This window comes from Bradyrhizobium sp. 23AC, from assembly GCF_054863025.1.
In genome coordinates this window covers 248,312-272,539 of record NZ_JAVAYN010000008.1, presented here as the reverse complement: position 1 = coordinate 272,539, position 24,228 = coordinate 248,312, and the positions used below count along the sequence as shown (strand labels likewise).

Below are 24,228 nucleotides of genomic sequence, written 5' to 3'. Positions count from 1 at the left end.
TCTGCACATTCGATGACAGTTGGATGACAGGAGAGCGGGATGGCCCCAGCTAGCGCTTTGCTTCGCCGAACACCACCGTCGGCACCGCGCGGTTGACGATTTCGCGCAGGGCGAAGCTCGATTGCACGCGCGCGACGCGCGGCAGGCGGGACAGCTCGGTGCGGTGAATGCGCTCGAAATCCTGGATGTCGCGGGCAAGCACGATCAAGATGTAGTCGTCGGTCCCCGACATCAGGAAGCAGCGCACGACGGAAGGGCATTTCACCACCTCGGCCTCGAACGCCTTCAATGCGTCGTCGCTCTGGCTCTCCAGCGCGATGCGCACCAACACGGTGGTGGTGAGGCCGAACTGCGAGAGATCGAGTGCGGCCTGGTAGGCCTGGATGTAGCCCTCGTCCTCCAGTGCCTTCTGCCGCCGGGCCAGCGCCGTGCTGGAGAGCCCCACCTTGTTGGCAAGCTCGGTGTGGCTGGCACGTGCATTGGTCGTGAGTTCCGCGAGGATCGCGAGGTCTTTCCGGTCGAGGGCCAATGTTTCGTTTCCAGCGTGAAAGGGCAGCTTGGCGCCGGAAACCGGCGCGCGCCTACCGAAACTAGCGGATATTTGCACGAAACCAAACCGGCCCCGTCGCTACGATGAGGAACGGAATCAAGGCGTTGGCAAAGGAGCCCGGAAGATGCGCGTCGGTGTGCCCAAGGAGATCAAGGTGCAGGAATATCGCGTCGGGCTCACCCCGGGCGCGGTTCGTGAATATGTCGCGGCCGGGCACCAGGTCACGGTCGAGACGGGCGCCGGCGGCGGCATCGGCGCGTCCGATGAGGTGTATCGGCGGGCAGGGGCCACCATTGCCGAGAGCGCCCACGACATCTTTGCCAAGTCCGACATGATCGTGAAGGTAAAGGAGCCGCAGAAGAGCGAATGGGCCCAGCTCCGGGACGGCCAGATCCTGTTCACTTATCTTCATCTTGCGCCGGATCCGGAGCAGGCCAAGGGCCTGCTTGCCTCGGGCTGTACCGCGATCGCCTATGAAACCGTCACGGACGCGAACGGTCACCTCCCGCTGCTCGCCCCGATGAGCGAAGTCGCCGGCCGCCTCGCCATCGAGGCCGCCGGCGCCGCGCTCAAGCGCTCGGCCGGCGGACGCGGCCTGCTGCTGGGTGGCGTGCCCGGCGTGCAGCCGGCGCGCGTCGTCGTGCTTGGCGGCGGCGTGGTCGGAACGCAGGCGGCGCGCATGGCCGCAGGCCTCGGTGCCGAAGTCACCGTGATCGACCGCTCGATCCCGCGCTTGCGCCAATTGGACGATCTTTTTGCCGGACGCGTGCGTACCCGCTTCTCGACCATCGAATCGGTCGAGGACGAGGTGTTCACCGCCGATGTCGTGATCGGCGCGGTGCTGGTGCCGGGCGCCAGCGCCCCCAAGCTGGTCACGCGCGCGATGCTGAAATCGATGCGGCCGGGCGCCGTGCTGGTCGACGTCGCGATCGACCAGGGCGGCTGCTTCGAGACTTCGCATGCGACCACGCACACCGACCCGACCTACGAGGTCGACGGCGTCGTGCACTATTGCGTCGCCAATATGCCGGGCGCGGTACCGGTAACGTCGAGCCAGGCGCTGAACAATGCGACGCTGCCGTTCGGCCTGATGCTCGCGAACAAGGGCTTTGCCGCGGTGCTGGAAAACCCGCATTTGCGCAACGGGCTGAACGTCCATCGCGGCCGCATCACCAACAGGGCGGTGGCGGAGAGCCTCGGGCTGGAGTTTGCTCCGGTGGAGACTGGGCTCGCGGCGTAGCAGTTACCCTGGCTTACGATGGCGGCTGCCGAGCGCGGCCTCGATCGTCTCGGGCTTCTCGATGCGCGCGATCAGCATGTCGATGCGATCGCCGCCCCAGAATAGCTCGCTGTTGAACACCATGGTGGGCACGCCGAAGACGCCTAGCGCTTCGGCTTCGTCGATGATGCGGTCGTGCTCGGCGCGGGCAGGGCCGTGGACGTAGGCTTCGAACTCGCTCGCCGAACCACCGCACGATGTGATGACGTCCGTGATTGCGGCGAGGTCGTCGATCTCGAGCTCATGGCTCCAGAAGCGACGAAACACCGTGTCGTGATACGTACGGAAGAAGGCGTGTCGTTGCGCAAACAGCATGCCGACGCTGGAGTAGAAAGCGTCGTAGATCCGCCGCGGCCCCTTCATGACGAGTCCCTGAGCATTGGCATAGCGCCGTGCGTCCATATAGGCGTAGCGCACCTTGCGCCAGAAATGCGGCGTGCGCTCCTCGACCGTCCCCATGAATTCGGCGACGCGCAGCGTGTAGGGCAGCCATTCGAGCTCGACGCCGTGCGTCTCTTCGAGCGCGAACAGCCGCTTGTTCGCGACGAACGCATAGGGGCTCTTGTAGTCGGTGTAGATGCGCACGATTGGCTTGGGCACGGACGGCTCCCTTTGGACGTATGGCGCTCCTTGTCGGACGGGAGGTTAACCCGCGAATTCCGAGGCGGCGAGAGGCTACGCCCTCGTCATCCTGTACTGCCCCAGATCCGGATCATGCGTCATGCGCCAATAGTCGACGAACCGCCACGGCATCGCGGAAAACACGCGGCCACTTGAATTGCGGTAGTAGGTGCTCATGCCCGGATGGGTCCAGATCATTGTCTCGTGCTCGGCGTCGACCTTTCGGACGTAGTCGTCGAGCACATCAGGGCGGACGTCGATGGCAGCGACGTCGTGCTCGATCATTTCGGCTAGGCAGGCGGCGATGTAGCGGCTCTGGCATTCCGACTGGAAGATCACGCTGCCGCCGTGCGCGGGACCGGAGTTGGGGCCGAGCATGCAGAAGAAGTTGGGGAAATCGGGCACGGTGAGGCCGAGGAACGCCGTCGGATTGTCGTTGGCCCATGCCTGGCGCAAATCCTTGCCGTTGCGGCCGCTGATGTTGAGGCGCGCCGCCATCTCCGTCACCTTGAATCCGGTTGCGACCACGATGACGTCGGCGAGGCGGTGCCTGCCGTCGGCGGTGACGATGCCGCCCTGGTCGAAATGGTCGATTGCGTCGGTGACGAGCTCCACGTTCGGCCGCGTCAACGTCTTGAACCAGTTGTTGTCGAGCAGGATGCGCTTGCCGTAGGGCGGATAGGTCGGCACGCATTTTTCGATCAAGTCCGGCCGGCCCTGCAATTCCGACAGAATGAAATCGGTCAGCTCCTGGCGGTGCCGATCGTTGCCCTTGTTGACGGCGCGCTCGGGATGCGGCCAGGCCGGGTCCTTGCGCAGGAACGGCAAGAGGCCGTCGCCATAGCGCCAGAACATGTTGAAGCGGTACCACTGCACATAGAACGGCAGATGCGCCAGCAGCCAGCGCGCACCCTCGCTGATCGGATCGGCATAGCCCTTCACCGGTCGCGCCCATTGCGCGCTGCGCTGATAGACGGTGACCGAGGCGACGCGGCCGGCGATCGACGGCACCAGCTGCATCGAGGTTGCGCCGGTGCCGATCACGGCGACATGTTTGCCGTCGATGTCGATGTCATCCGACCACAGCGCCGAATGCAGGATCGTTCCCTTGAACTTGTCCTCGCCGTTGAATCTGGCATGGGAGGGATCGTTGAGCTGGCCGATCGCGCTGATAAGCGCGGTGGATTCGAACGTCTCCTCGCCGCTCTCGGTCTTGAGTGTCGAGATCCAGCGCCGCTTGCCTTCGTCCCAGCGCGACGAGGTCAGCTCGGTGTTGACGCGCAGATGCTTGCGAATGCCGTATTCGCCCGCGACCTTCTGAAGATAGCCGAGCAACTCCTCGCGCTGGCAGAAATAGCGGGTCCATGCATTGCCGGAGCCGAACGAGTAGGAATAGGAGTGGTTCGGCGTGTCGACGCCGCAGCCGGGGTAGCGGTTAATCCACCAGGTGCCGCCGAGCTCGGCGTTTTTCTCGACAATGGTGTAGCGAATGCCGAGATGGCCGAGCGCCACGCCGAGCGCAATGGCGCAGACGCCGGCGCCGACGATCAGCACGTGCTGGCTTGCTAGCTTGTCGTCGGAGGGGCGCTTGGTCCAACGTGCCTCGCGCGACACGAAGCCCATTTCCTCGCGCATCAGGGGAGCATATTCCGCCGCGACATTCTCGCCGAGACAGGCGCGCATCATCTTCAGCAGCAGCTCGTCGCCGGGATCAGTGATGACGGGCTTCGGCGTGCCCTTGGCGAAGAGCTCGACGACCGCGGCGCGGATTTCGTCCTGGATTTCCTTGGGCACGCCGGCTTCGGGATCGGGAATGAGGCGGATGTCGCGCTTGGGCAAGTACGGCGGCGCGAGCCATTTCTCGTCGCCGGTCATATGCACCAGCACCATCAGGAGACAGCGGATGTCACCTTCTGCGATGGTCGAGGCAAGGTCGAGCGGCCTGTGCGGAGATTCGATGTTCATGGCGTGTCCTGGTCTCCGGAGCCGGTGAAGAGGCCGCGCGTCATCAGCTTGCGATAGGCGGAGATGACGTGCTCGGGCACGGCGGTGACGCCGCCGGCCGAGTAGGAGTAGCGCCGGCTGAGATAGCCGCGCGCCCCCATCAGCATGTGGACGATCGCCTCGAACTCGTCGTCGCTGAAATCCTCGATGGCGCCGGCAAGGCGCGCACGGCGGAGGATGCGGACATAGGCGACCGAGATGTTGTCGAGATGCTTCTGGTAACCGATGGGTGCGAAGAATTCGGCCTCGTTGAGGATGCGCAAAAACTCCGGAACCTCGCGGATGAAGTCGAAGAAGGCGGCGAAGCGCTCGATCTCCTGCCGCGCCGCATCCGCCGTGCCGGTGCGGGCGCGGATGAACTCGACCATGTCGAGGCCGATCTTGGGTAGCAGCTGGTCGAGCAGCTCCTGGCGGTTCTCGAAATGATTGTAGAAGGTGCCTTGCGCGACGCCGGCCTGTTCGGTGATGCGGGCAACGGAGGCTTCGGCATAGCCATGCTTGCCGACGACCTTGGTGGCGGCCTCGAAGATCTTCTGCTTGGTCCAGGCGTTGCGCTCGACGCGGTTCAGCTTTGTGATCTTCGCGGTGGCTGGGCCTTGCGTCATGCCACGGTCTCCAGTTCGGCGCGCAGCACGCGCTTGAGAATCTTTCCAGACGGGTTGCGCGGGAGGCTGTCGCGAATGATCAGCTCTTTCGGCACCTTGAAGCTCGCGAGCCGCCCGCGGCAATGCTCGGTGAGGGCAGGGAGCTCGAGCCTGGCGCCCTCGGCCAGCACGACGATCGCGACCGGCCGTTCGCCCCAGCGTGCATCGCGCAGGCCGATCACCGCGACCTCGCGCACCCCAGGCAATTCATAGATGACGCGCTCGACCTCGGAGGAGGCGATGTTCTCGCCGCCGGAGATGATCATGTCCTTCTTGCGGTCGGTCAGATACAGGAAGCCATCCTCGTCGAGATAGCCGACGTCGCCGCTGCGGAACCAGTCGCCGAAGAAGGCGGACGCCGTCTTCTCCGGATCCTTCCAGTAGCCGCGCGTGATCTTCGGTCCGCGCAGGCAGATCTCGCCGTTGACGTTCGCCGGCACGGCCTTGCCGTCCTCGTCGCGGATCTCGATCTCGACATGGGCAATCGCACGCCCGGTCGAGCCGATCTTCTCGATCTCGCGGCCGGCCTCCATGAAGGTGTCGCCGCCGACGGTCTCGGTGAGGCCATAGGCATCGATGTAGCGCGCTTTGCGGAAATATTCGGAGAAGGCGTGGATGCGCAGCTCCGGCGTCTTCTCGCCGCCGCCGATCGCCCATTTCAGGCTGGAGACGTCATAACGCTCACGCGTCGGGCAGGTGAGCATCGCGCTGGTCATCACAGGTGCGAACCAGGCGGCGTTGAGCTTGTTCTCGGCGATCGCCGCAAGCGCTGTCTCCGGCTCGAAATTGCGTTCGATGTGGATGAAGCCGCCGTGCCAGAGCACGGCGATGCCGGGCAGGTCGAGCGCGCCGACGTGATAGAGCGGGCCGACGACGAGCAGGCGGGTCTCGGCGCTGAGCCCCAGCGCGATCGTCTGGTCGGCGGACTTCCAGTAGAAATTATCGTATGTGAGCATCACGCCCTTGGGGCGGTCGGTCGTGCCCGAGGTATACATCAGCCGCATCAGGTCCGATGGTGCGCGGAGATGCATCAGCGCGGGCGGCGCATCGTCTGCGAGATGCGTAAGGCTCTGCTGCGCGGCCTCGTCGAGCACGACAACCTCTGTGCCCGCGGCATTCGCAGCCAATTCCTCATCGACGATCAAAAGCCGTGCGCCGGCGTTGCCGGTGATGTAGCTGACCTCGTCGCGGGAGAGGCGGAAGTTGATCGGCAACAATACCGCGCCGAGATGGCTGGTGGCGAAGACGAGCTCCAGGAACGCCGCACTGTTCTTCATCAGCACCGCCACGATGTCGCCGGCGCCAATGCCCTGCGCGGCGAGCCAGCCTGCCACCGTTCGGACACGCGCATCGAACGCCGCGTAGGAAATCTCCTCGCCGCGGTATTTCAGCGCGGGCCGCTCCGGCGTGCGCCGGGCATGAAAGCCGATGAAGCTCGACAGATTGATCATTTTCGCTGGTTTCAGGCCAGTTGCCGGCCTCGTTTCCTCTCCTATGAATTCTGACTCATAATTCATGCTTGGCTTGACGTCACCCCCTCCCTCTGAAATCCTTGGGAATACGGAGACGAGACGATCTCCGGCAAGGGACCAGGAAAACGCCGACCCGAAAGAGGGAGGGGAAAATGACGAGAACCCGCACGCCGGGCATCAGCCGCCGTTCAACGCTGGCGCTGATGGGCGCCGGTGCGATGAGTGTTGCCGCGCCTTGGGTGGCGCGTGCGCAAGCCAAGACCATCAAGATCGGTATGCCGACGATCCTGTCGGGCCGCGTGGCGCAGCTCGGCACGTCCTCACGCAATGCGGTGATGCTCGAGGTCGAGAAGGTCAACGCCGCCGGCGGCTTGGCCGGCCGGCAGATCGAGATGGTGATCCGCGATTCCAAGGGCCAGCCGCAGGAAGCCGCTCGCGTCGCGCGCGAGCTCGTCAACACCGACGACTGCGAGTTGCTGCTCGACGGGGAGGCGTCCTCTGGATCGTTCGCGGTGCATGAGGTGGCGCGCGATCTCGGCGTGCTCTGCATCCATACCTGCTCGGAAGCGTCCTCGCTGACGGCTGATCCGAAGCAGCACATCCCGAACGCGTTCCGCTGCGTGCGCCAGGGCATCCACGATTCCATCGTCGGCGGCAGCTACGCCGCCGCGATCGCCAAGACCAAGGGCCTGAAGAAATGGGCGACCTGTTCGCCCGACTATGCCTATGGCCGCGACACCACCGGCGAGTTCACGCTGTATCTGAAGCGTTTCGCGCCTGATGTGGAGATCATCAGCGAATCCTGGCCAAAGCTGTTCCAGCCCGACTACACCGAGGTGGTGACGAAGATCCTTCAGGCCAAACCGCAGGCGCTTTATTCCTGCCTGTGGGGCGGCGATCTCACCTCCTATATCGACCAGGCCAACATCTACGCGATGTTCAGCCAGATGGAGGTGTTCGCGGTCAACATGGCCGACTACACCGCGCTCACCGTCGTGAAGAACCTGCCCAAGGGCATCCACTCCGGCAACCGTTACATCAAGACCTTTCCGACCACGCCGGAGAACGCGGCCTGGGGCGATGCCTACAAGGCGAAGTACAACGAGTATCCGACCAATTGGTCGTGGCAGAACGCAACCGCCGTGATGTTCCTGGCCGAAGCCGCAAAGAAGGCGAACTCCGCCGATGGCAAGAAGATCGCCGAGGCATTGAAGGGCCTCACCATCAAGTGCCCGTTCGGTGCCGACGGCACCGTGACGATGCGCGGCGACGATCACACGCTGGTCGGCTACGCCATCGGCTGGGGCACCACGATCCCGCAGGAGCCGTATGTGCCGGAGGTCAAGGCCGGCGACTGGAAGACGATCTTCGAGCTGGAGGCCGAATGGAAGAAGAGCAAGGGTTACACCTGATCTGATGCGCGGCGGAGACGGGCGACCGTCTTCGCCGTTTTCGTTTGATTTTTCGCGCCGTGTCAGGCGCGCCGCAATGAAAGTGCTCCCGTGGATCTCGACGCGCTTGCCGGCTGCCTCTCCAGCTCCGCCTGCCTGGTGACGCAGACCACCAGCGGCCTCATCATCGGCATGCTGCTGTTCCTGGTCGCGGTCGGGCTGACGCTGATCTTCGGCGTGCTCAAGGTGGTCAATTTCAGCCACGGCGCCTTCTATATGTTCGGCGCCTATTTCGCGATGACGGCTTATCAGCTCACCGGCAGTTTCGCGCTCGCGATGCTGGCGGGCGCGGCCGGCACGGCCATTCTCGGATTGATCTTCGAGCGCGTCTTCATGAGCCGCGTCTATGGCGCCGACGTCTTGATGCAGCTCCTCGTCTGCTACGCCTTCGTGCTGATCTTCGACGATGTCGTGCGCCTGATCTGGGGGCCCGAATTCAAGTCGATGGGCATGCCGTCCGCGTTCCAGGTGATGCCGCTGTTCATTGCCGGCGGCGTGGTGCCGCCTTATTATCTGCTGCTGATCGGCGTCGCGCTCATTGCGGCCATCGTGCTCGGCATCGGCCTGTCGCGCAGCCGGATCGGCAAGGTGATCCGCGCCGCCGCGCAGAATCCCGGCATGGTGTCCGCGCTCGGCATCAACACCGGCCTGATCTATGGCGGCGTGTTCGCGCTCGGCGGCATGCTGGCGGGGCTCGCCGGCGCGCTCGCCGCGCCGGTGCGCTCGCTCACGCCCGGCATGGGATTCTCGGTGCTGATCGAATCCTTCATCGTCACCGTGATCGGCGGCATGGGCTCGATCCTGGGCGCCTTGATCGGCGCGCTGCTGCTTGGCCTGATCCGCTCGTTCGGCTCGCTCGGCTTTCCCCTGTTCACCGAAGGCCTGATGTATCTGTTCATGGTTGTCGTGCTGGTCTCGAAACCCACCGGCCTGTTCGGCAAGGAGGCGGCATGACCGAGCTGGAGGCCGGACGCGCGCAAGGGCTGGCACCCGTGCGCGGTGGCTCGGTGCTGCAACGCTATCGCGACGTCCTGATCGCGCTGGTCGCCTTTGCCGTGCTGGCGAGCCTGCCGCTGTTGACGGGCAGCAAGGCGCTGCTCGATTTCGTCATCCGCTGCTCCGCCTACGGCCTGTTCGCGACCTCGCTCAACCTCCTGGTCGGCTACACTGGCCTGACCTCGTTCGGCCACGGGATGTTCTTCGGCCTTGGCGCCTACAGTTTCGGCCTGATCATGCAGAAGCTCGGCGTGCCCATTCCGGTCGCCTTCGTGGCGACGCTGGCGATCACGGCGCTCATCGCGGCCGTCATCGGCGCGATCTGCGTGCGGCTAAAGGAGATCTATTTCGCCTTCGTCACGCTCGCCTTCCAGATGCTGATCCACTCGACCATCCTGTCCTGGGCTTCGTTCACCGGCGGCGACCAGGGCCTGCGCGGCGGCATTCCGCGACCCGTCTTTCTCGGGATTGATCTGGCCAACCACGTCCATCTCTACATCGCGAGCTGCGCGCTGTTGATCGTCGGGCTGCTCGCGATGCGCCAGATCGCGCAATCGCCGTTCGGCTACACGTTGCGGATGATCCGCGACAATGCCGCGCGTGCGAGCTTTCTCGGTATCGACGTCTGGCGCGCAAAACTGACCGTGTTCGTGCTGGCGGCGCTGTTTGCCTCGATGGGCGGCATGGTGATGGCGCTGTTCGTCTCCGGCGCCTATCCGGAATTCGCCTATTGGACCATCTCCGGCGAGGCCATCTTCATCAACATGCTCGGCGGTGTCTCGACCTTTCTGGGACCGATGGTCGGCACCGTGTTGCTCTTGCTGCTCAACGACACCGTGACGCGGTTCACCGAGTACCATGGCATTGTGCTCGGGGTCGTCATCCTGTTCTTCGCGCTGGGCCTGCGCAAAGGCCTGCTGGATTTCGTCGCCGAATGGTTGTCGCAGCGGCGCGACGCAGGCGAGGGCCGCTAGCGATGCTGGAGATCCGCAACCTCGCAAAATCCTTCGGCGGCGTGAAGGCAACCAACGACGTCACGCTCGACTTCCCCGACGGTTCGCTCACCGCGGTGATCGGTCCGAACGGCGCCGGCAAGAGCACCTTCTTCAACCTGATCACCGGCGCGTTGAAGCCTGACACCGGCCAGGTGCTGCTCGACGGCGTCGATCTCGCCGGCCGCTCGCCGCCGGAGATCGTGCGCCATGGCATCGGCCGCGCCTTCCAGGTGGCGAGCATTTTTAAATCGCTGACGGTGCAGGAGACCATGCTGGCTGCCGTCAGCGCCGACCAGCGTTCGTCCGCGGTGCTGCACAAGCGCTTTCCGTTGGCCGAGACGCGCGACCGCGCCGAACACGTGATGGAGCTGCTCGGCCTTGCGGGCAAACGCCATCGCACGGCCGCGACACTGTCACACGGCGATCAGAAACTCCTCGATATTGCCCTTGCGCTGGTGCTCGAACCAAAAGTGCTGCTGCTGGACGAGCCCACCGCCGGCATGGGGCCGGAAGAGCGCTGGCGCATGATCGACAAAGTGCGCGAGCTCTGGGACACCCAGAAGATCACCGTCGTCTTCATCGAGCACGACATGGACATCGTGTTCAAGATCGCGCCCGAAATCGTCGTGCTCTGCTATGGCCGCATTCTTGCGACCGGCACGCCTGACGAGATCCGCAACAACAGTGCCGTGATCGAGGCCTATCTCGGCACCGAGCATGCGGGAGCGGCCGCATGAGTTCTGTCGTCATCGAAGTCGCCGATCTCGACGTCTATTACGGCACCAGCCAGATCCTGTTCGGTGTCGGCCTCTCGGTGCGGCAGGGCGAGACCATGGCTCTGCTCGGGCGCAACGGCGCCGGCAAATCGACGACCATGAAGGCGATCATGGGGCTGGCGCCGCCGCGGCGGGGCAGGGTGAGCCTGCGCGGTGCGGTGATCTCCGGCCGGAAGCCGCATCATATCGCGCGCGCCGGTCTCGGCTTCGTGCCGGAGGATCGCCAGATCTTTCCGGAGCATACGGTCGAGGACAATCTCGTCATCGGTCGCAAAAAGGGGCCGGAGGGCCAAGACGAATGGCCGATCAAGCGCATCTATGAAGTTTTCCCGCTGCTGGAGCCGCTGCGCCATCGCATTGCCGGGCGTCTTTCGGGCGGCGAGCAGCAGATGCTGGCCATCGCGCGCACGCTGATGGGCAATCCGGCGCTGTTGCTGCTGGACGAGCCGAGCGAGGGGCTCGCGCCGATCATCGTGCAGCGGATCGGCGAGCTGTTGCGGCAGCTCCGAAGCATCGGATCGACCGTGCTGATCGCCGAGCAGAACATGCATTTCTGTCTGGGGCTCGCGAGCCACGCCACGATCATCGACAAGGGCCAGATCGTCTACGCCGCCGGAATCGACGAGCTGAAAGCCAATGAGGCGATCCGCCGGCGTTATCTGGCCCTCTGAGCCGGGCGGGCGGTGCCCGAATAGGCCCGAAGAAGAAAACAGTTGTCCGGGGGCATTCCGGCGGAAGGAGTTTCCTCGCGGGGGACCAAAAAAGCCAATCGCTTCCATTGCTGTTTGGGGTCGAAAAGACGACATTTCAGCCACGAATTGATGGATTGGCCGGCTATGGAACGCACTGGATTTGAGCCCTTCGGCGAGCAGTTGGTGTCCGCAACGGATGCCCAGCCGAAGTCGCGCGCGTCAAAGCTCCTGTTGCGGGTGGGCACCGGGCTGTTCTGGTCGCTCGTGGCCGGAATCGTGCTCGCGCGTGCGGCGTTCTTCGAACCCGGCGTCTACGACGGGTTCAGCCGTGTGGCCTCGCTCGCCAAGAGCCTGATCTTCTGAGGCCGTTATTCCGGGTTGAGGATAGAACTTCCCTCGGCCCTGATATGTCGAAAACTTATTCCCCAATGAACCGGCGCTGCGTATAAATCTTTCTCCCCTGGGAGAGATTTGTGTCGCAAAATCAAGCATCCAGCCCGGCCGATGCCAAGCCGACCACCGCCGCGAGCCGTATTTTCGCGCTGATTCCGGGCATCCTCCTCTGTATCGCCGTCGCCGGTGTCTCGGCCCTGCTCGAACGGGCGGAGCTTGGCGTTTTCGAGCATCCCTATGTCGAGGCGCTGGTGATGGCGATCCTGCTCGGGATGGCCCTGCGCAGCTTCTGGAAACCCGCGCCACGCTGGCAGGCCGGCATCGCCTTCAGCGCCAAACAGCTGCTCGAAGTCGCGGTCATGCTGCTCGGCGCCTCGATCAGCTTCGCCGCCATCGCGGCCTCCGGCGTCGCGCTGCTGGCGTCGATCGCAGGGGTCGTGGTGATTGCGCTCTGCGTCTCCTTTGGCATCAGCCGGATGCTGGGCCTGTCGACGCGGTTGTCGATCCTGATCGCCTGCGGCAACTCGATCTGCGGCAATTCGGCGATTGCCGCCGTGGCGCCGATCATCGGCGCCAACAATGACGAGATCGCATCCTCGATCTCCTTCACCGCGATCCTTGGCGTGATGATGGTGCTCGGCCTGCCGCTGTTGATTCCGCTGTTGCAATTGTCTGCCACGCAATACGGCATCCTCGCCGGCCTCACGGTCTATGCGGTGCCGCAGGTGCTGGCCGCGACGGTCCCGGCCGGGCTCGTCTCGACACAGATCGGCACACTCGTGAAGCTGATGCGTGTGCTGATGCTCGGGCCGGTCGTGGTCGGCCTGTCGCTCGCTGCCTCGCGCTGGCAGAGCGATGCCAAGAAGACCCATGTTGGCTTCTTCCGCCTGGTGCCCTGGTTCATCCTCGGCTTTCTGGCGCTGGCGACCTTGCGTTCCCTCGAAATCGTGCCGGGCACGGTGGTTGGGCCGGTGACCAAGATCACGAGCTTTCTCACCGTGGTGTCGATGGCGGCCCTCGGTCTCGGCGTCGACGTACGCGTGCTCGCCAATGTCGGCGGGCGGGTGACGGCCGCGGTGACGCTGTCGCTGATGCTGCTGCTCGGCATCAGCATCGCACTGGTGCATTGGTTCAAGTGAGGGGCGCGCTCTCTGGACTTCCCCCGCCAGACGTTTATTGGTTTTCGCCAATGTGATCGGCTGCGGCTGATCCGAGAAACAGCGAGGGCGCGGCCATGACGACATTGACGGTGAAAGACCTTCTCCCTGAGGACGGAACACGCGGCACACTCGCCGGCCGCGTCTGGCTGCCGCAGGCGAACGGTCCGGCCGTGGTCGCCGTCCGTGGCGACGGCGTCTTCGACGTCACCGCAAGATTTCCGACCATCAGCGCGCTCTGCGAAGAGGACAATCCGGCCAAGGCGCTGAGCCTGACCAAGGGCGAGCGCATCGGCGATCTCGACGCCATCGTGGCCAACACGGCGCCGGACCAGCGCGATCGCCAAAAGCCGTGGCTGCTTGCGCCCGTGGACCTGCAGACGCTGAAAGCTGCCGGCGTCACTTTTGCCATCTCGATGCTGGAGCGCGTGATTGAGGAGCGGGCGAAGGGCAATCCGGCTTCCGCCGAAGCGATCCGCAAGGAGGTGACGCGGCTAATCGGCGACGATTTGTCAAAGCTCAAGCCGGGCTCCGACCAGGCGATGCATCTGAAGCAGGTGCTGATCGATCAGAACGCCTGGAGCCAATATCTCGAGGTTGGCATCGGTCCCGATGCCGAAGTGTTCACCAAGGCGCCGACCATGTCGTCGGTCGGCACCGGCATGGATGCCGGCCTGCATCCGAAATCGACCTGGAACAACCCGGAGCCGGAGCTCGTGCTGTTCGTGTCGAGCCGCGGCAAGATCGTCGGCGGCGCGCTCGGCAACGATGTCAATCTGCGCGACTTCGAAGGACGCTCGGCGCTGCTGCTGTCGAAGGCCAAGGACAACAACGCCTCCTGCGCGATCGGACCGCTGCTGCGCCTGTTCGACGACAGTTTTACGCTCGACGATGCGCGCAAGCTCGACATCAGCCTGAACGTGAAGGGGGCGGACGGCTTCGTTCTCGACGGCCATTCCTCGATCAGCAAGATCAGCCGTGATCCGATCGATCTGGTCGAGCAGACCATCGGCAACGTGCATCAATATCCTGATGGCTTCGTGCTGTTCCTCGGCACGATGTTCGCGCCGGTCAAGGATCGCGATGCGCCGGGGCAGGGGTTCACCCACAAGCGGGACGATATCGTCACGATCGCAGCGCCCCAGCTCGGCAAGCTCGTCAATCGCATGCGCACCAGCGACGAGTGCGAGCCCTGGACCTTCGGCATCGGTGCGCTGATGAAGAACCTGGCGCAGCGGAAGCTGATCTAACACGCGGTCCTTCGCCTCTCCCTGCGTGCGGGGAGAGGCCGGAATTTGCGCGAAGCGCGAATGCCGGGTGTGGGGGGCTCTCCGCGAGTCGCTTTGATCGACATGCGCAGGCCTCTATCCACATCGTCGTTGCGAGCGCAGCGAAGCAATCCAGAATCCCTCCGCGGAAAGGATCCGGATTGCTTCGCTGCGCTCGTAATGACGGGGAGGCAAGGTCGCGGGTCCGCTATCACCGTCGTCGCGGATGAAGCCCCTCACCCCAACCCTCTCAGCGCGAGCGAAGTTCGTCGCGGCCCCGCAAGAACGGGGCGAGTGAGCGTTCCGTCGCAGCAGCCCACAAACTACCTTCATCTTCCCGTTGCATCGGTGGAAGAAAATCGCGCTTGGCGTGTCTTAGAACCGCCTGCCGCCGCTCGGCGCGATTTCCTCCAAATAGTCAAATAATATGACTAGTCGGAACTCATCTTCCGTGAAATAGTCCCTCCCGCCGCCTCGAAGGCCGGCCTGCGGGTGCCATGTTACCAATCGGCGCCCCTGATAACATTTTGGGAGACTCGCCTGATGATCCTCAAAGCCCTCTTTGCGGCCAGCGCCACGGCCGCCTTGCTGCTCGCGCTGCCGGCGAATGCCGCCGAGCTCACCATCGGCTTCTCGCAGATCGGATCGGAATCCGGCTGGCGCGCGGCCGAGACGTCGGTCTCCAAGCAGGAGGCCGCCAAGCGTAAGGTCAATCTCAAGATCGCCGACGCGCAGCAGAAGCAGGAGAACCAGATCAAGGCGATCCGCTCCTTCATCGCGCAGAACGTCGATGCGATCTTCCTCGCGCCCGTGGTTTCGACCGGCTGGGACTCGGTGCTGAAGGAGGCCAAGGAAGCCAAGATCCCGGTCGTGCTGCTCGACCGGGACATCGACCCGTCCGGCAAGGAGCTCTATCTCACCGCGGTCACCTCGGACAGCGTGCATGAAGGCGAGGTCGCCGGCGACTGGCTGGCCAAGACAGTCGGCGCCAAGGCCTGCAACATCGTCGAGCTCCAGGGCACGGTCGGCGCCAGCGTCGCCACCAACCGCAAGAAAGGCTTCGACACCGCCATCGCCAAGCACGCCAACCTGAAGGTGGTGCGCAGCCAGACCGGCGACTTCACCCGCGCCAAGGGCAAGGAGGTGATGGAAAGCTTCATCAAGGCCGAAGGCGGCGGCAAGAACATCTGCGCGGTCTACGCCCACAACGACGATATGATGGTGGGCGCGATTCAGGCGATGAAGGAAGCCGGCCTCAAGCCCGGCAAGGACATCCTCACGGTTTCGATCGACGCGGTCCCCGATATCTTCAAGGCGATGGTTGCCGGCGAGGCGAACGCCACGGTGGAGCTGACGCCGAACATGGCCGGCCCAGCACTGGATGCCGTCGCAGCCTTCAAGGGCAAGGGCACGGTTCCGCCGAAATGGATTCAGACCGAGTCCAAGCTCTATACCGCCGCCGACGATCCGCAGAAGATCTACGACAGCAAGAAGGGCCTCGGTTACTGAGGCGGGCTCCGCGCCGGACCGCTTCCAGTGGTCCGGCGACCCCCCTTCGAAACCGCTGCACGAACGGCTAGGCTGGGTGTCTGCTTCAATGGCGGGCACCCGTGGGAGTGAATTTGCCATGCAGAACAGCCCCGGTCCTGCTCTGCCCCTTCTTGAGGTGCGCGGGATCAGCAAGAGCTTTGGCGCTGTGCGCGCGCTGCAGGAGGTCGACTTCACGCTGCGCGCCGGCGAGATCCATGCGTTGCTCGGCGAGAACGGCGCCGGCAAGTCCACGCTGATCAAGGTCGTCACCGGCGTATTCCCGCGCGACGCCGGCATCGTCAGGATCGGCGGTGAAGAGGTTGCGCCGCGCTCGGCCAAGGCGGCGCTTGGGGCCGGCATCGCCACCGTCTACCAGGAGGTCAATTTGCTGCCGAACCTGTCGGTGGCGCAGAACCTGTTCCTCGATCGCCAGCCGATGCGCTTCGGCATCGTGCGCGAGGGCGAGATGCGCCAGCGCGCCAAGGCGCTGCTTGCGGAGTTTGGCCTCGACATCGACGTCGCCGCGCCGCTCGGCAACTATTCGGTGGCCATCCAGCACGTCACAGCGATTGCCCGCGCGGTGGATCTCTCCGCGCGGGTGCTGATCCTGGACGAGCCCACCGCAAGTCTCGACCGTCACGAGGTCGAGATCCTGTTCGGCATCATGCGCCAGCTCGCAAAACGTGGCATCGGCATCGTCTTCGTCAGTCACTTCCTCGACCAGGTCTACGAGATCTCCGATCGCATCACCGTGCTGCGTAACGGTCGCCTCGTCGGCGAGCGCGAGACCGCCTCGTTGCCCCGGCTCGAACTGATCCGGCTGATGCTCGGCCGCGAGTTGGCCGAGACCACCAGCGCACGCGCATCGGTGGGCGAGCACAAGGTGCGCGAGGTCTGCGCGAGTTTCGAGAATTACGGCAAGGCCGGCTATGTCGCGCCGTTCAATCTCGAGCTGCGCCATGGCGAGGTCGTCGGTCTCGCCGGCCTGCTCGGCTCGGGCCGGACCGAGACGGCGCGGCTGGTGTTCGGCGCCGAGCGCGCCGATGGCGGGAAGGCGAGGGTGGAGGGTGCGCCGGTGCGGCTGCAGTCGCCCCGCGACGGCGTACGCCACGGCTTTGGCTATTGCCCGGAGGAGCGCAAGACCGACGGCATCGTCGCCGAGCTCACCGTGCGCGAGAACATCGTGCTCGCGCTCCAGGCCAAGCGCGGCCTGCATCGGCCGCTGTCGCGCCGCGAGCAGGACGAGATCGCGCGCCGCTATGTCAAGATGCTCGACATCCGTCCGCCCGATGCTGAGCGCCCCGTCGGCCTGTTGTCCGGCGGCAACCAGCAAAAGGTGTTGCTGGCGCGCTGGCTCGCGACCTCGCCGCGGCTTCTGGTGCTGGACGAGCCGACCCGCGGCATCGATGTCGGCGCGCATGCCGAAATCATCCGCCTGATCCGCGAGCTCTGCGACGACGGGCTTTCGCTGCTCGTGATCTCCTCCGAGCTCGACGAGATCGTGACCTACTCCGACCGCGTCGTGGTGCTGCGCGACCGCGCCCATGTCGAGGAGCTCGCGGGCGAGGCGGTCGACGTCGGCAACATTGTCGCCGCCATCGCCGCCGACGGCGCCGCCGTTGCGCTTGAGGCCCACACATGACAGCGCTGCTGCCGCGCCGCGGTCTCGCCCAGATCCTCGCATTGATCGTCATCCTCGCGGTCGATCGCGTGGTGTCGCCGCAATTCTTCGACCTGCGTCTCCAGGACGGCCGTCTGTTCGGCAGCCTGATCGACGTGCTCAACCGCGGCACGCCGGTGGCGCTGCTCTCGCTCGGCATGGTTCTGGTGATCGCGACGCGCGGCATCGATCTGTCGGTCGGCGCCGTCATGGCGATCGCGGGCGCGATTGCGGCGAGCCTCGCCGACACTCACAGTCTCGCCGTCGTGCTGGCGGCAGCGCTCGGGGCGGGCTTGATTTGCGGCTTGTGGAACGGCTTCCTCGTCGCGGTGCTCGGCATGCAGCCGATCGTGGCGACGTTGATCCTCATGGTGGCGGGACGAGGCATCGCCCAGCTCATCACCGAGGGACGCATCGTGACGTTCTCCTCGCCGGATCTGGTCTGGCTCGGAAACGGCTCGGTGCTCGGCCTGCCGGTACCGGTGGTGATTGCGCTCGGCATGCTCATCCTGACCGGCGCGGTGGTGCGTGGCTCCGCGCTCGGCCTCCTGATCGAGGCGACCGGCGGCAATGCGCGCGCGAGCGAGCTTGCCGGCGTCGGCACCCGTGCGATGATCCTGTCGGTCTATGTCTGGTGCGGCGTCTGCGCCGCGCTGGCCGGCGTGATCGCGGCGGCCGACATCATGGGAGCGGACGCGAACAATGCCGGCCTCTGGCTCGAGCTCGATGCCATTCTGGCCGTGGTGATCGGCGGCACCTCGTTGTTCGGCGGCCGTTTCAGCCTCTTGCTGGCCGTCCTCGGTGCGCTGATTATCCAGACCATGAACACGGGCATCCTCTTGTCGGGCTATCCGCCGGAGTTCAACCTGCTGGTCAAGGCGGTGGTGGTGCTCACGGTGCTGTTGTTGCAATCGCCCAAGCTGACCGGTTTTGCCGGCATTGCCGCGCGGCTGCGGAGGACGAAAGCATGAGAGGTCTGCCTCCCGCCTTCATTACGGCGATCGTGCTCGTTGCGGGCTTCGCAGCCTGCGCCGTGCAGTTTCCGAACATCGCCTCGACCCGCGTCGTCGGCAATCTCCTCACCGACAACGCTTTTCTCGGCATCGTCGCGGCCGGCATGACCTTCGTCATCATCTCCGGCGGCATCGATCTCTCGGTCGGTTCGGTGATCGGCTTCACCACCGTCTTTGTTGCGCTCGCGATCGAGCGCTGGGGCATGCCGCCGCTGGTTGCTTTCGTCGCCGTCCTCGCACTCTCGGCGGCCTTCGGTGCGGCGATGGGCGCGGTGATCCATGTCTTTGATTTGCCACCCTTCATCGTGACGCTCGCCGGCATGTTCCTGGCGCGCGGAGCGAGCTTTCTGCTCTCCACCGAATCCATACCGATCACCGCGCCGATCTATTCCACCGTATCGGACTTCGCCTTGCGATTGCCGGGTGGAGGGCGATTGACGGCGATTGCGATCATCATGCTCGCGATCGTGATCGGCGGAGCCTTGCTGCTGCATCTCACCCGGTTCGGCGCCAATGTTTATGCGCTCGGCGGCAGCCGGACGACCGCGAGCCTGATGGGCGTTGCGGTCGGCAAGATGACGGTGAAGATCTACGTGCTGTCGAGCCTGCTCGCAGGCATCGCCGGCATCGTCTTCTCGTTCTACACCAGCGCCGGCTATTCGCTTTCCGCCGTCGGCGTCGAGCTCGACACCATCGCCGCCGTCGTGATCGGTGGTACGCTGCTCACGGGCGGGCAGGGCTCGGTGATCGGAACCTTCCTGGGGGTGCTGATCCAGGGCCTTATCCAGACCTACATCAATTTCGACGGCACGCTGTCGAGCTGGTGGACCAAGATCGCGACCGGCATCTTGCTGTTCGCCTTCATTGCTTTGCAGCAGGGACTGGTCGCGCTGGCGCGCCGGCCGCTGGCGAAGAGCGCAGGAGCGGCCACATGACATCGCGCATCGTCGTCATCCCGACGCGGCGGGCTCACTCCAACCATGCGGAGGTCGCCCGCTCGATCGGCATCGACATCATCGCCGGCCGCTACGCGGAAGGGACGCGCCTGCCTGGTGATGCCGAGATGATCGCGATGTTCGGCGTGTCGCGGCCGGTGCTGCGGGAGAGCGTGAAGACCCTGGTCGCCAAGGGACTGCTGACGACCAAGGCGCGCGTCGGCACCGTCGTGCGTGAACGCGCCGCCTGGAACATGTTCGACGCCGACGTGCTGGCCTGGCATCTGGACGCCGGTATCGACAAGCGTTTCCTCAATGACCTCGCCGAGATCCGTCTCGCGGTCGAGCCGCGCGCGGCCATGCTGGCGGCCAAGCAGCGGTCGGAGGAGGACCTGGCCGAGCTTCGGCGCAGCATGGACCGCATGCGGCTCGAAGCGTCCGATTCGGTCGGCTTTGCCGATGCCGACCTCGCACTTCACGTCGCCGTGGCGCGCGCCTCCGGCAACCTGTTCATGCGCTCGATCGGCCACGTCATCGAGGCCGCGCTTCGCGCCTCGTTCCTGCTGAGTGCGCCGGTCGAATTGGAGGACCGCGATACGGTGCTGCTCTGGCACCAGAAGATCGTCGATGCGATTGCGGCCGGCGATGCGGATGCCGCCTCTGAGGCGATGATTTTCGTCATTCACAACGGCATGCATCGCCATGAGGGCACGGTCATCGAGACCGCACCGGCCTCCGCGGAATCTGGAGAGGGATCGTGACGGAACTTCGCATCGCCATCGTCGGCTTCGGCAAGATCGCCCGTGACCAGCATGTCGGCGCGATCGCCGCCGTGCCGGGCGCGGCGCTGGCGGCGATTGCCAGCCGTAACGCCTCGCTGCCGGGACTGCCGCATTTCGCCACCATCGAGGAGCTTCTGGAAAAGGGACCGCCGATCGATGCGGTCTCGCTCTGCACACCGCCGCAGGTGAGGCGCGCGCAGGCTGCCGCGGCGCTCGCCGCCGGCAAGCATGTCATGCTGGAGAAGCCGCCGGGCATCGGTGTCGCCGAGCTCGATCCGCTGGTCGCGATGGCGGCGGAGGCAAAGCGAACGCTGTTTGCGACCTGGCATTCGCGCCATGCGCCGGCCGTCGAGCCCGCGCGACAATGGCTCACTGAGCGGCGCATCAAGTCGGTGCACATCAGCTGGAAGGAGGATGTTCGCGTCTGGCATCCCGGGCAGGGCTGGATCTGGGAGCCGGGCGGCCTCGGCGTGTTCGATCCCGGCATCAACGCGCTGTCGATCCTGACCAAAATCCTGCCGAAGCCCGTGTTCGTCACCGCGGCCGAGCTGGCGTTTCCCGCCAATTGCCAGGCACCGATTGCGGCGAACCTGACGCTGACCGACATCGACGGCCTTGCTGTCACCGCCGAGTTCGATTTCCGCCAGACCGGACCGCAGAGCTGGGATATCCTCGTCGATACCGACCAGGGCCGGATGACTTTGTCCAGCGGTGGCGCGCGGATGGAGGTCGACGGCAAGGTGCTTGCCGAGGCGCCCGATGAGGAATATCGCGGACTCTACCGGCGCTTCGTCGAGCTCGCGGCGACCGGCGCAAGCGACGTCGATCTGACACCCCTTCGCCTCGTCGCCGACGCCTTCCTGCTCGGCAGGCGCACCGTCGTCGAACCGTTTGTGGATTAGACATGGCCGCATCAAAAATCACAAAAGACATCTTCGGAACACTGCCTGACGGTCGCAAGGTCGAGCGTATCGTGCTGCGCGGCGAGGGCGACTTCGAGGCGCGCATCATCACCCACGGCGCGGTGATCCAGGCGCTGATTGCGCCGGATGCGAAGGGTGGTCACGACGACGTCGTGCTCGGCCATGACGCGTTCGCCGGTTATCTCGCGGAGCGAAAGTTCCTTGGGGCCACCGTCGGCCGCTACGCCAACCGCATTGCCAAAGGACAGTTCTCGCTCGACGGCGAGACGGTGCAGCTTGCCGTCAACAACGGGCCGAATGCGCTGCATGGCGGCCTCGATGGATTCGACCGTAAGCTCTGGCAGATTGCGGAGATCGACGACGGCGCCGCGCCCGGGGTGACGCTCACTTACACAAGTCCGCATGGCGAGGAGAATTATCCCGGCCAGCTCGATGTCCGCCTGACCTATCGCGTCACCGGCCCGACCGAATTGTCGTTGAGCATGGAGGCGCGGACCGACCGTCCCACCATCGTCAACCTGACCAACCACAGCTTCTTCAATCTGGAAGGCGCAACGTCAGGCACGCCCATTCTCGATCACCGGCTGACGGTTGCCGCCGAGCATTTCCTCGCCATCGATCCCACTGCCATTCCCCTGCCCGGACCGCCGCGCGCGGTGGCGGGAACGCCGTTCGACTTCCGCGAGCCTCGGCAGGTTGGCGAGCGCATCCGGCAGAACGATGAGCAATTGCGCAACGGCAAGGGTTACGACCACACCTACTGCCTTGCGCGCGACGGCAAGCTTGCGCTTGCGGCGCGGCTGGAGGCACCGCGCTCGGGGCGCGTCATGGAGCTGCTCACCGACCAACCCGGCCTGCAAGTCTATTCCGGCAACTATCTCGACGGCACGATTTCGGGGAAGGGCGGCAAGCTGATCCGGCAGTCGGACGCCATGTGTCTGGAGCCGCACATCTGGCCTGACGCGCCGAACCGGCCGGATTTCCCGAGCCCGCGCCTCGATCCCGGCGAAGTCTATCGCCATCACACGGTCTATCGCTTCGGTGTGAGGGCGTCATGATGGAACAGGTGCCGACATCAGTTCTCTCGGACGATCCCTGTCATCTCGGCGAGGGCCCGACCTATGACGTGACCACAGACACCGCCTGGTGGTTCGACATCCGCGAGGGGCGGCTGTTCGAGGCACAGCTTGGCAGTGGCAGCGTCCGCGTTCATGCGCTCGGCCGGATGGCGAGCGCGCTCGGGCGCATCGATGCCGAGCGCCAGTTGATCGTCGCCGAGGACGGTGTCTATGTCCGCAAGCTCGCCGATGGCGCGATGACGCTGTTCTGTCCGCTCGAGGCGGACAATTCTGCCACGCGCTCCAATGATTGCCGTGTGCATCAGTCCGGCACATTCTGGATCGGCACCATGGGCAAGAAGGCCGAGCCGAAGGCGGGGGCGATCTACGCGCTCCATCGCGGCAAGATCTCGACGCTGTTTCCCGGCATCAGCATCCCCAATTCGATCTGTTTCTCGCCGGATGGCGCCATTGGCTATTTCACCGACACTGCGCGCGCCGTGCTCTACGCAGTCCCGCTCAACCCCGCGACCGGTCTGCCGCGCGGCGAGCCGGAGGTGTTGTTGCGACACACCGGTATCGGCGGCCTCGATGGCTCAGTGTGCGATGCCGACGGAAAGATCTGGAATGCCTGCTGGGGCGCGAGCCGTATCGATGTCTATTCTCCGCAAGGCGAGCGTCTGCGCTCACTGAGCGTGCCGGCGAAGCAGACGAGCTGTCCCGCTTTCGTCGGTTCCGATCTGTCGCGCCTCCTTGTCACGTCAGCGTGGCAGGATATGGACGCGGCGGCACGCGCCGCCGATCCGCAAGCCGGTTGCACTTTTCTATTGGAGGCATCCGCGCGCGGTCGCGCGGAGCCAGACGTCAAGCTCGCATAGGAGACCACAGACAGCCCACGACGACGTTCTCGATGAAACAAAGAAACCGTCTGACACACAAGGGAGTAAAACATGCTGACACTGAAGACGACATTCCTCGCGCTGGCGCTGGCCGGCGCTGCAACGATGGCCACGGGCCTCACCGCCTCCGCCCAGGACAAGGCGACCGTCGGCATCGCGATGCCGACCAAATCGTCGGCGCGCTGGATCGACGACGGCAACAACATGGTCAAGGTGCTGAAGGAGCGCGGCTACAACACCGACTTGCAATATGCCGAGGACGACATCCCGAACCAGCTCTCGCAGGTCGAGAACATGGTGACCAAGGGCGCGAAGGCCCTGGTGATCGCCGCGATCGACGGCACCACGCTGTCCGACGTGCTCAAGCAGGCCAAGGCGAAGGGCATCACCGTGATCGCCTATGACCGCCTGATCCGCGGCACGCCGAACGTCGACTATTACGCGACCTTCGACAATTTCCAGGTCGGCGTGCTCCAGGCCGAGTCGATCGTGCAGGGCCTCGGTCTCAAAGACGGCAAGGGCCCGTTCAACATCGAGCTGTTCGGCGGCTCGCCCGACGACAACAACGCCTACTTCTTCTACAACGGCGCAATGAGCGTGCTGAAGCCCCATATCGACAGCGGCAAGCTCGTCGTCGCCTCCGGCCAGATGGGCATGGACAAGGTCGCGACGCTCCGCTGGGACGGCGCCACCGCTCAGGCCCGCATGGACAATCTGCTCAGCGCCTATTACGGCAACAAGAAGATCAACGCCGTGCTCTCGCCCTATGACGGCATCTCGATCGGCATCATCTCCTCGCTGAAGGGCGTCGGCTACGGCAGCGCCGATCAGCCGATGCCGATCATCTCGGGTCAGGACGCCGAGGTGCCCTCGATCAAGGCCATGCTGCGGGGTGACCAGTACTCGACCATCTTTAAAGACACCCGCGACCTCGCCAAGGTGACCGCCGACATGGTCGACGCCGCGCTGGCCGGCAAGCAGGTCACGGTCAACGACACCAAAACCTACGAGAACGGTGTCAAGACTGTGCCGTCCTACCTGCTCAAGCCGGTCGTGGTCTACAAGGACAATTGGGAGAAGGTGCTGGTCGACAGCGGCTACTACAAGAAGTCGCAGTTCCAGTAGGACTT

At 64.7% G+C, this 24,228-nt stretch carries 23 protein-coding genes; 18 read left to right on the top strand and 5 right to left on the bottom strand.

What is annotated here, in order from left to right; all coding sequences use genetic code 11:
* Nucleotides 1–49: 49 nt before the first annotated feature.
* Nucleotides 50–529 carry an Lrp/AsnC family transcriptional regulator gene (locus RAD10_RS21310; protein WP_461619128.1) on the bottom strand — a complete coding sequence of 160 codons (480 nt, stop codon included), beginning with the start codon at nucleotides 527–529 and terminating at the stop codon, nucleotides 50–52.
* Between the two features lie 145 nt (nucleotides 530–674).
* Here RAD10_RS21310 and ald point away from each other — a divergent pair, with 145 nt between their 5' ends.
* Entirely contained in the window at nucleotides 675–1,790 is a 1,116-nt protein-coding gene (gene ald / locus RAD10_RS21305; protein ID WP_461619127.1) for an alanine dehydrogenase, read from the top strand.
* A 3-nt stretch (nucleotides 1,791–1,793) separates the two neighbouring features.
* Here ald and RAD10_RS21300 read toward each other — a convergent pair whose 3' ends face one another.
* The 4 genes from RAD10_RS21300 to RAD10_RS21285 form a co-directional block, all read right to left on the bottom strand.
* Nucleotides 1,794–2,429 (bottom strand): DsbA family protein, encoded by a 636-nt coding sequence (locus RAD10_RS21300; protein WP_461619126.1) that lies wholly within the window; start codon nucleotides 2,427–2,429, stop codon nucleotides 1,794–1,796.
* A 75-nt stretch (nucleotides 2,430–2,504) separates the two neighbouring features.
* Nucleotides 2,505–4,415: a flavin-containing monooxygenase gene (locus RAD10_RS21295; protein ID WP_461619125.1), complete on the bottom strand. Its 1,911-nt coding sequence runs from the start codon at nucleotides 4,413–4,415 to the stop codon at nucleotides 2,505–2,507.
* Nucleotides 4,412–5,059, bottom strand: a complete 648-nt coding sequence (locus RAD10_RS21290) for a TetR/AcrR family transcriptional regulator (RefSeq protein WP_461619124.1) — start codon at nucleotides 5,057–5,059, stop codon at nucleotides 4,412–4,414. The genes RAD10_RS21295 and RAD10_RS21290 overlap by 4 nt, the downstream gene beginning before the upstream one ends.
* Nucleotides 5,056–6,549, bottom strand: coding sequence for an AMP-binding protein (locus RAD10_RS21285; protein WP_461619123.1), 1,494 nt, complete (start codon nucleotides 6,547–6,549; stop codon nucleotides 5,056–5,058). Before RAD10_RS21285 ends, RAD10_RS21290 begins: the two co-directional genes overlap by 4 nt.
* A gap of 173 nt (nucleotides 6,550–6,722) precedes the next feature.
* Here RAD10_RS21285 and RAD10_RS21280 point away from each other — a divergent pair, with 173 nt between their 5' ends.
* From RAD10_RS21280 to chvE, 17 genes are all read left to right on the top strand, one after another.
* Nucleotides 6,723–7,982, top strand: a complete 1,260-nt coding sequence (locus RAD10_RS21280; RefSeq protein WP_461619122.1) for an ABC transporter substrate-binding protein — start codon at nucleotides 6,723–6,725, stop codon at nucleotides 7,980–7,982.
* A gap of 90 nt (nucleotides 7,983–8,072) precedes the next feature.
* Nucleotides 8,073–8,975, top strand: coding sequence for a branched-chain amino acid ABC transporter permease (locus RAD10_RS21275; RefSeq protein WP_461619121.1), 903 nt, complete (start codon nucleotides 8,073–8,075; stop codon nucleotides 8,973–8,975).
* On the top strand, nucleotides 8,972–9,991 hold the full coding sequence (locus RAD10_RS21270; protein WP_461619120.1) for a branched-chain amino acid ABC transporter permease: 1,020 nt from the start codon (nucleotides 8,972–8,974) through the stop codon (nucleotides 9,989–9,991). The genes RAD10_RS21275 and RAD10_RS21270 overlap by 4 nt, the downstream gene beginning before the upstream one ends.
* 2 nt (nucleotides 9,992–9,993) lie before the next feature.
* Complete coding sequence (locus RAD10_RS21265) at nucleotides 9,994–10,749, top strand: ABC transporter ATP-binding protein (protein ID WP_461619119.1); 756 nt, start codon at nucleotides 9,994–9,996, stop codon at nucleotides 10,747–10,749.
* Nucleotides 10,746–11,459, top strand: a complete 714-nt coding sequence (locus RAD10_RS21260; RefSeq protein ID WP_461619118.1) for an ABC transporter ATP-binding protein — start codon at nucleotides 10,746–10,748, stop codon at nucleotides 11,457–11,459. The genes RAD10_RS21265 and RAD10_RS21260 overlap by 4 nt, the downstream gene beginning before the upstream one ends.
* 165 nt (nucleotides 11,460–11,624) lie before the next feature.
* Nucleotides 11,625–11,843, top strand: coding sequence for a hypothetical protein (locus tag RAD10_RS21255; protein ID WP_018315898.1), 219 nt, complete (start codon nucleotides 11,625–11,627; stop codon nucleotides 11,841–11,843).
* Nucleotides 11,844–11,953: 110 nt separating this feature from the next.
* On the top strand, nucleotides 11,954–13,012 hold the full coding sequence (locus tag RAD10_RS21250; RefSeq protein WP_461619117.1) for a YeiH family protein: 1,059 nt from the start codon (nucleotides 11,954–11,956) through the stop codon (nucleotides 13,010–13,012).
* 95 nt (nucleotides 13,013–13,107) lie between these two features.
* Nucleotides 13,108–14,280, top strand: coding sequence for a fumarylacetoacetate hydrolase family protein (locus RAD10_RS21245; RefSeq protein ID WP_461619116.1), 1,173 nt, complete (start codon nucleotides 13,108–13,110; stop codon nucleotides 14,278–14,280).
* Nucleotides 14,281–14,841: 561 nt separating this feature from the next.
* The gene (gene ytfQ, locus RAD10_RS21240) at nucleotides 14,842–15,807 is read left to right on the top strand and encodes a galactofuranose ABC transporter, galactofuranose-binding protein YtfQ (protein WP_018315902.1); all 966 of its coding nucleotides are present in this window, start codon (nucleotides 14,842–14,844) and stop codon (nucleotides 15,805–15,807) included.
* 118 nt (nucleotides 15,808–15,925) lie between these two features.
* Nucleotides 15,926–17,470 (top strand): sugar ABC transporter ATP-binding protein, encoded by a 1,545-nt coding sequence (locus RAD10_RS21235; RefSeq protein WP_461619115.1) that lies wholly within the window; start codon nucleotides 15,926–15,928, stop codon nucleotides 17,468–17,470.
* Nucleotides 17,467–18,459: an ABC transporter permease gene (locus RAD10_RS21230; RefSeq protein ID WP_461619114.1), complete on the top strand. Its 993-nt coding sequence runs from the start codon at nucleotides 17,467–17,469 to the stop codon at nucleotides 18,457–18,459. Before RAD10_RS21235 ends, RAD10_RS21230 begins: the two co-directional genes overlap by 4 nt.
* Nucleotides 18,456–19,436, top strand: coding sequence for a galactofuranose ABC transporter, permease protein YjfF (yjfF, locus tag RAD10_RS21225; protein ID WP_461619113.1), 981 nt, complete (start codon nucleotides 18,456–18,458; stop codon nucleotides 19,434–19,436). Before RAD10_RS21230 ends, yjfF begins: the two co-directional genes overlap by 4 nt.
* Nucleotides 19,433–20,197, top strand: a complete 765-nt coding sequence (locus tag RAD10_RS21220; RefSeq protein ID WP_461619112.1) for a FadR/GntR family transcriptional regulator — start codon at nucleotides 19,433–19,435, stop codon at nucleotides 20,195–20,197. Before yjfF ends, RAD10_RS21220 begins: the two co-directional genes overlap by 4 nt.
* A complete protein-coding gene (locus tag RAD10_RS21215; protein ID WP_461619111.1) occupies nucleotides 20,194–21,120 on the top strand; it encodes a Gfo/Idh/MocA family protein in 927 nt (308 codons plus the stop codon). The genes RAD10_RS21220 and RAD10_RS21215 overlap by 4 nt, the downstream gene beginning before the upstream one ends.
* Before the next feature lie 2 nt (nucleotides 21,121–21,122).
* A complete protein-coding gene (locus RAD10_RS21210; RefSeq protein ID WP_461619110.1) occupies nucleotides 21,123–22,199 on the top strand; it encodes an aldose epimerase family protein in 1,077 nt (358 codons plus the stop codon).
* A complete protein-coding gene (locus tag RAD10_RS21205) occupies nucleotides 22,199–23,077 on the top strand; it encodes an SMP-30/gluconolactonase/LRE family protein (protein ID WP_461619192.1) in 879 nt (292 codons plus the stop codon). The genes RAD10_RS21210 and RAD10_RS21205 overlap by 1 nt, the downstream gene beginning before the upstream one ends.
* A 72-nt stretch (nucleotides 23,078–23,149) precedes the next feature.
* On the top strand, nucleotides 23,150–24,223 hold the full coding sequence (gene chvE, locus RAD10_RS21200; RefSeq protein ID WP_461619109.1) for a multiple monosaccharide ABC transporter substrate-binding protein: 1,074 nt from the start codon (nucleotides 23,150–23,152) through the stop codon (nucleotides 24,221–24,223).
* The last annotated feature ends 5 nt before the right edge of the window (nucleotides 24,224–24,228 follow it).

Excerpts from the sequence above, each read along its gene's own strand:
- ald (WP_461619127.1), top strand. The coding sequence starts at position 675 with ATGCGCGTCGGTGTGCCCAAGGAGATCAAGGTGCAGGAATATCGCGTC.
- RAD10_RS21295 (WP_461619125.1), bottom strand. The coding sequence starts at position 4,415 with ATGAACATCGAATCTCCGCACAGGCCGCTCGACCTTGCCTCGACCATC.
- RAD10_RS21290 (WP_461619124.1), bottom strand. The coding sequence starts at position 5,059 with ATGACGCAAGGCCCAGCCACCGCGAAGATCACAAAGCTGAACCGCGTC.
- RAD10_RS21285 (WP_461619123.1), bottom strand. The coding sequence starts at position 6,549 with ATGATCAATCTGTCGAGCTTCATCGGCTTTCATGCCCGGCGCACGCCG.
- RAD10_RS21280 (WP_461619122.1), top strand. The coding sequence starts at position 6,723 with ATGACGAGAACCCGCACGCCGGGCATCAGCCGCCGTTCAACGCTGGCG.
- RAD10_RS21270 (WP_461619120.1), top strand. The coding sequence starts at position 8,972 with ATGACCGAGCTGGAGGCCGGACGCGCGCAAGGGCTGGCACCCGTGCGC.
- RAD10_RS21265 (WP_461619119.1), top strand. The coding sequence starts at position 9,994 with ATGCTGGAGATCCGCAACCTCGCAAAATCCTTCGGCGGCGTGAAGGCA.
- RAD10_RS21260 (WP_461619118.1), top strand. The coding sequence starts at position 10,746 with ATGAGTTCTGTCGTCATCGAAGTCGCCGATCTCGACGTCTATTACGGC.
- RAD10_RS21255 (WP_018315898.1), top strand. The coding sequence starts at position 11,625 with ATGGAACGCACTGGATTTGAGCCCTTCGGCGAGCAGTTGGTGTCCGCA.
- RAD10_RS21245 (WP_461619116.1), top strand. The coding sequence starts at position 13,108 with ATGACGACATTGACGGTGAAAGACCTTCTCCCTGAGGACGGAACACGC.
- ytfQ (WP_018315902.1), top strand. The coding sequence starts at position 14,842 with ATGATCCTCAAAGCCCTCTTTGCGGCCAGCGCCACGGCCGCCTTGCTG.
- RAD10_RS21235 (WP_461619115.1), top strand. The coding sequence starts at position 15,926 with ATGCAGAACAGCCCCGGTCCTGCTCTGCCCCTTCTTGAGGTGCGCGGG.
- RAD10_RS21230 (WP_461619114.1), top strand. The coding sequence starts at position 17,467 with ATGACAGCGCTGCTGCCGCGCCGCGGTCTCGCCCAGATCCTCGCATTG.
- yjfF (WP_461619113.1), top strand. The coding sequence starts at position 18,456 with ATGAGAGGTCTGCCTCCCGCCTTCATTACGGCGATCGTGCTCGTTGCG.
- RAD10_RS21220 (WP_461619112.1), top strand. The coding sequence starts at position 19,433 with ATGACATCGCGCATCGTCGTCATCCCGACGCGGCGGGCTCACTCCAAC.
- RAD10_RS21210 (WP_461619110.1), top strand. The coding sequence starts at position 21,123 with ATGGCCGCATCAAAAATCACAAAAGACATCTTCGGAACACTGCCTGAC.
- RAD10_RS21205 (WP_461619192.1), top strand. The coding sequence starts at position 22,199 with ATGGAACAGGTGCCGACATCAGTTCTCTCGGACGATCCCTGTCATCTC.
- chvE (WP_461619109.1), top strand. The coding sequence starts at position 23,150 with ATGCTGACACTGAAGACGACATTCCTCGCGCTGGCGCTGGCCGGCGCT.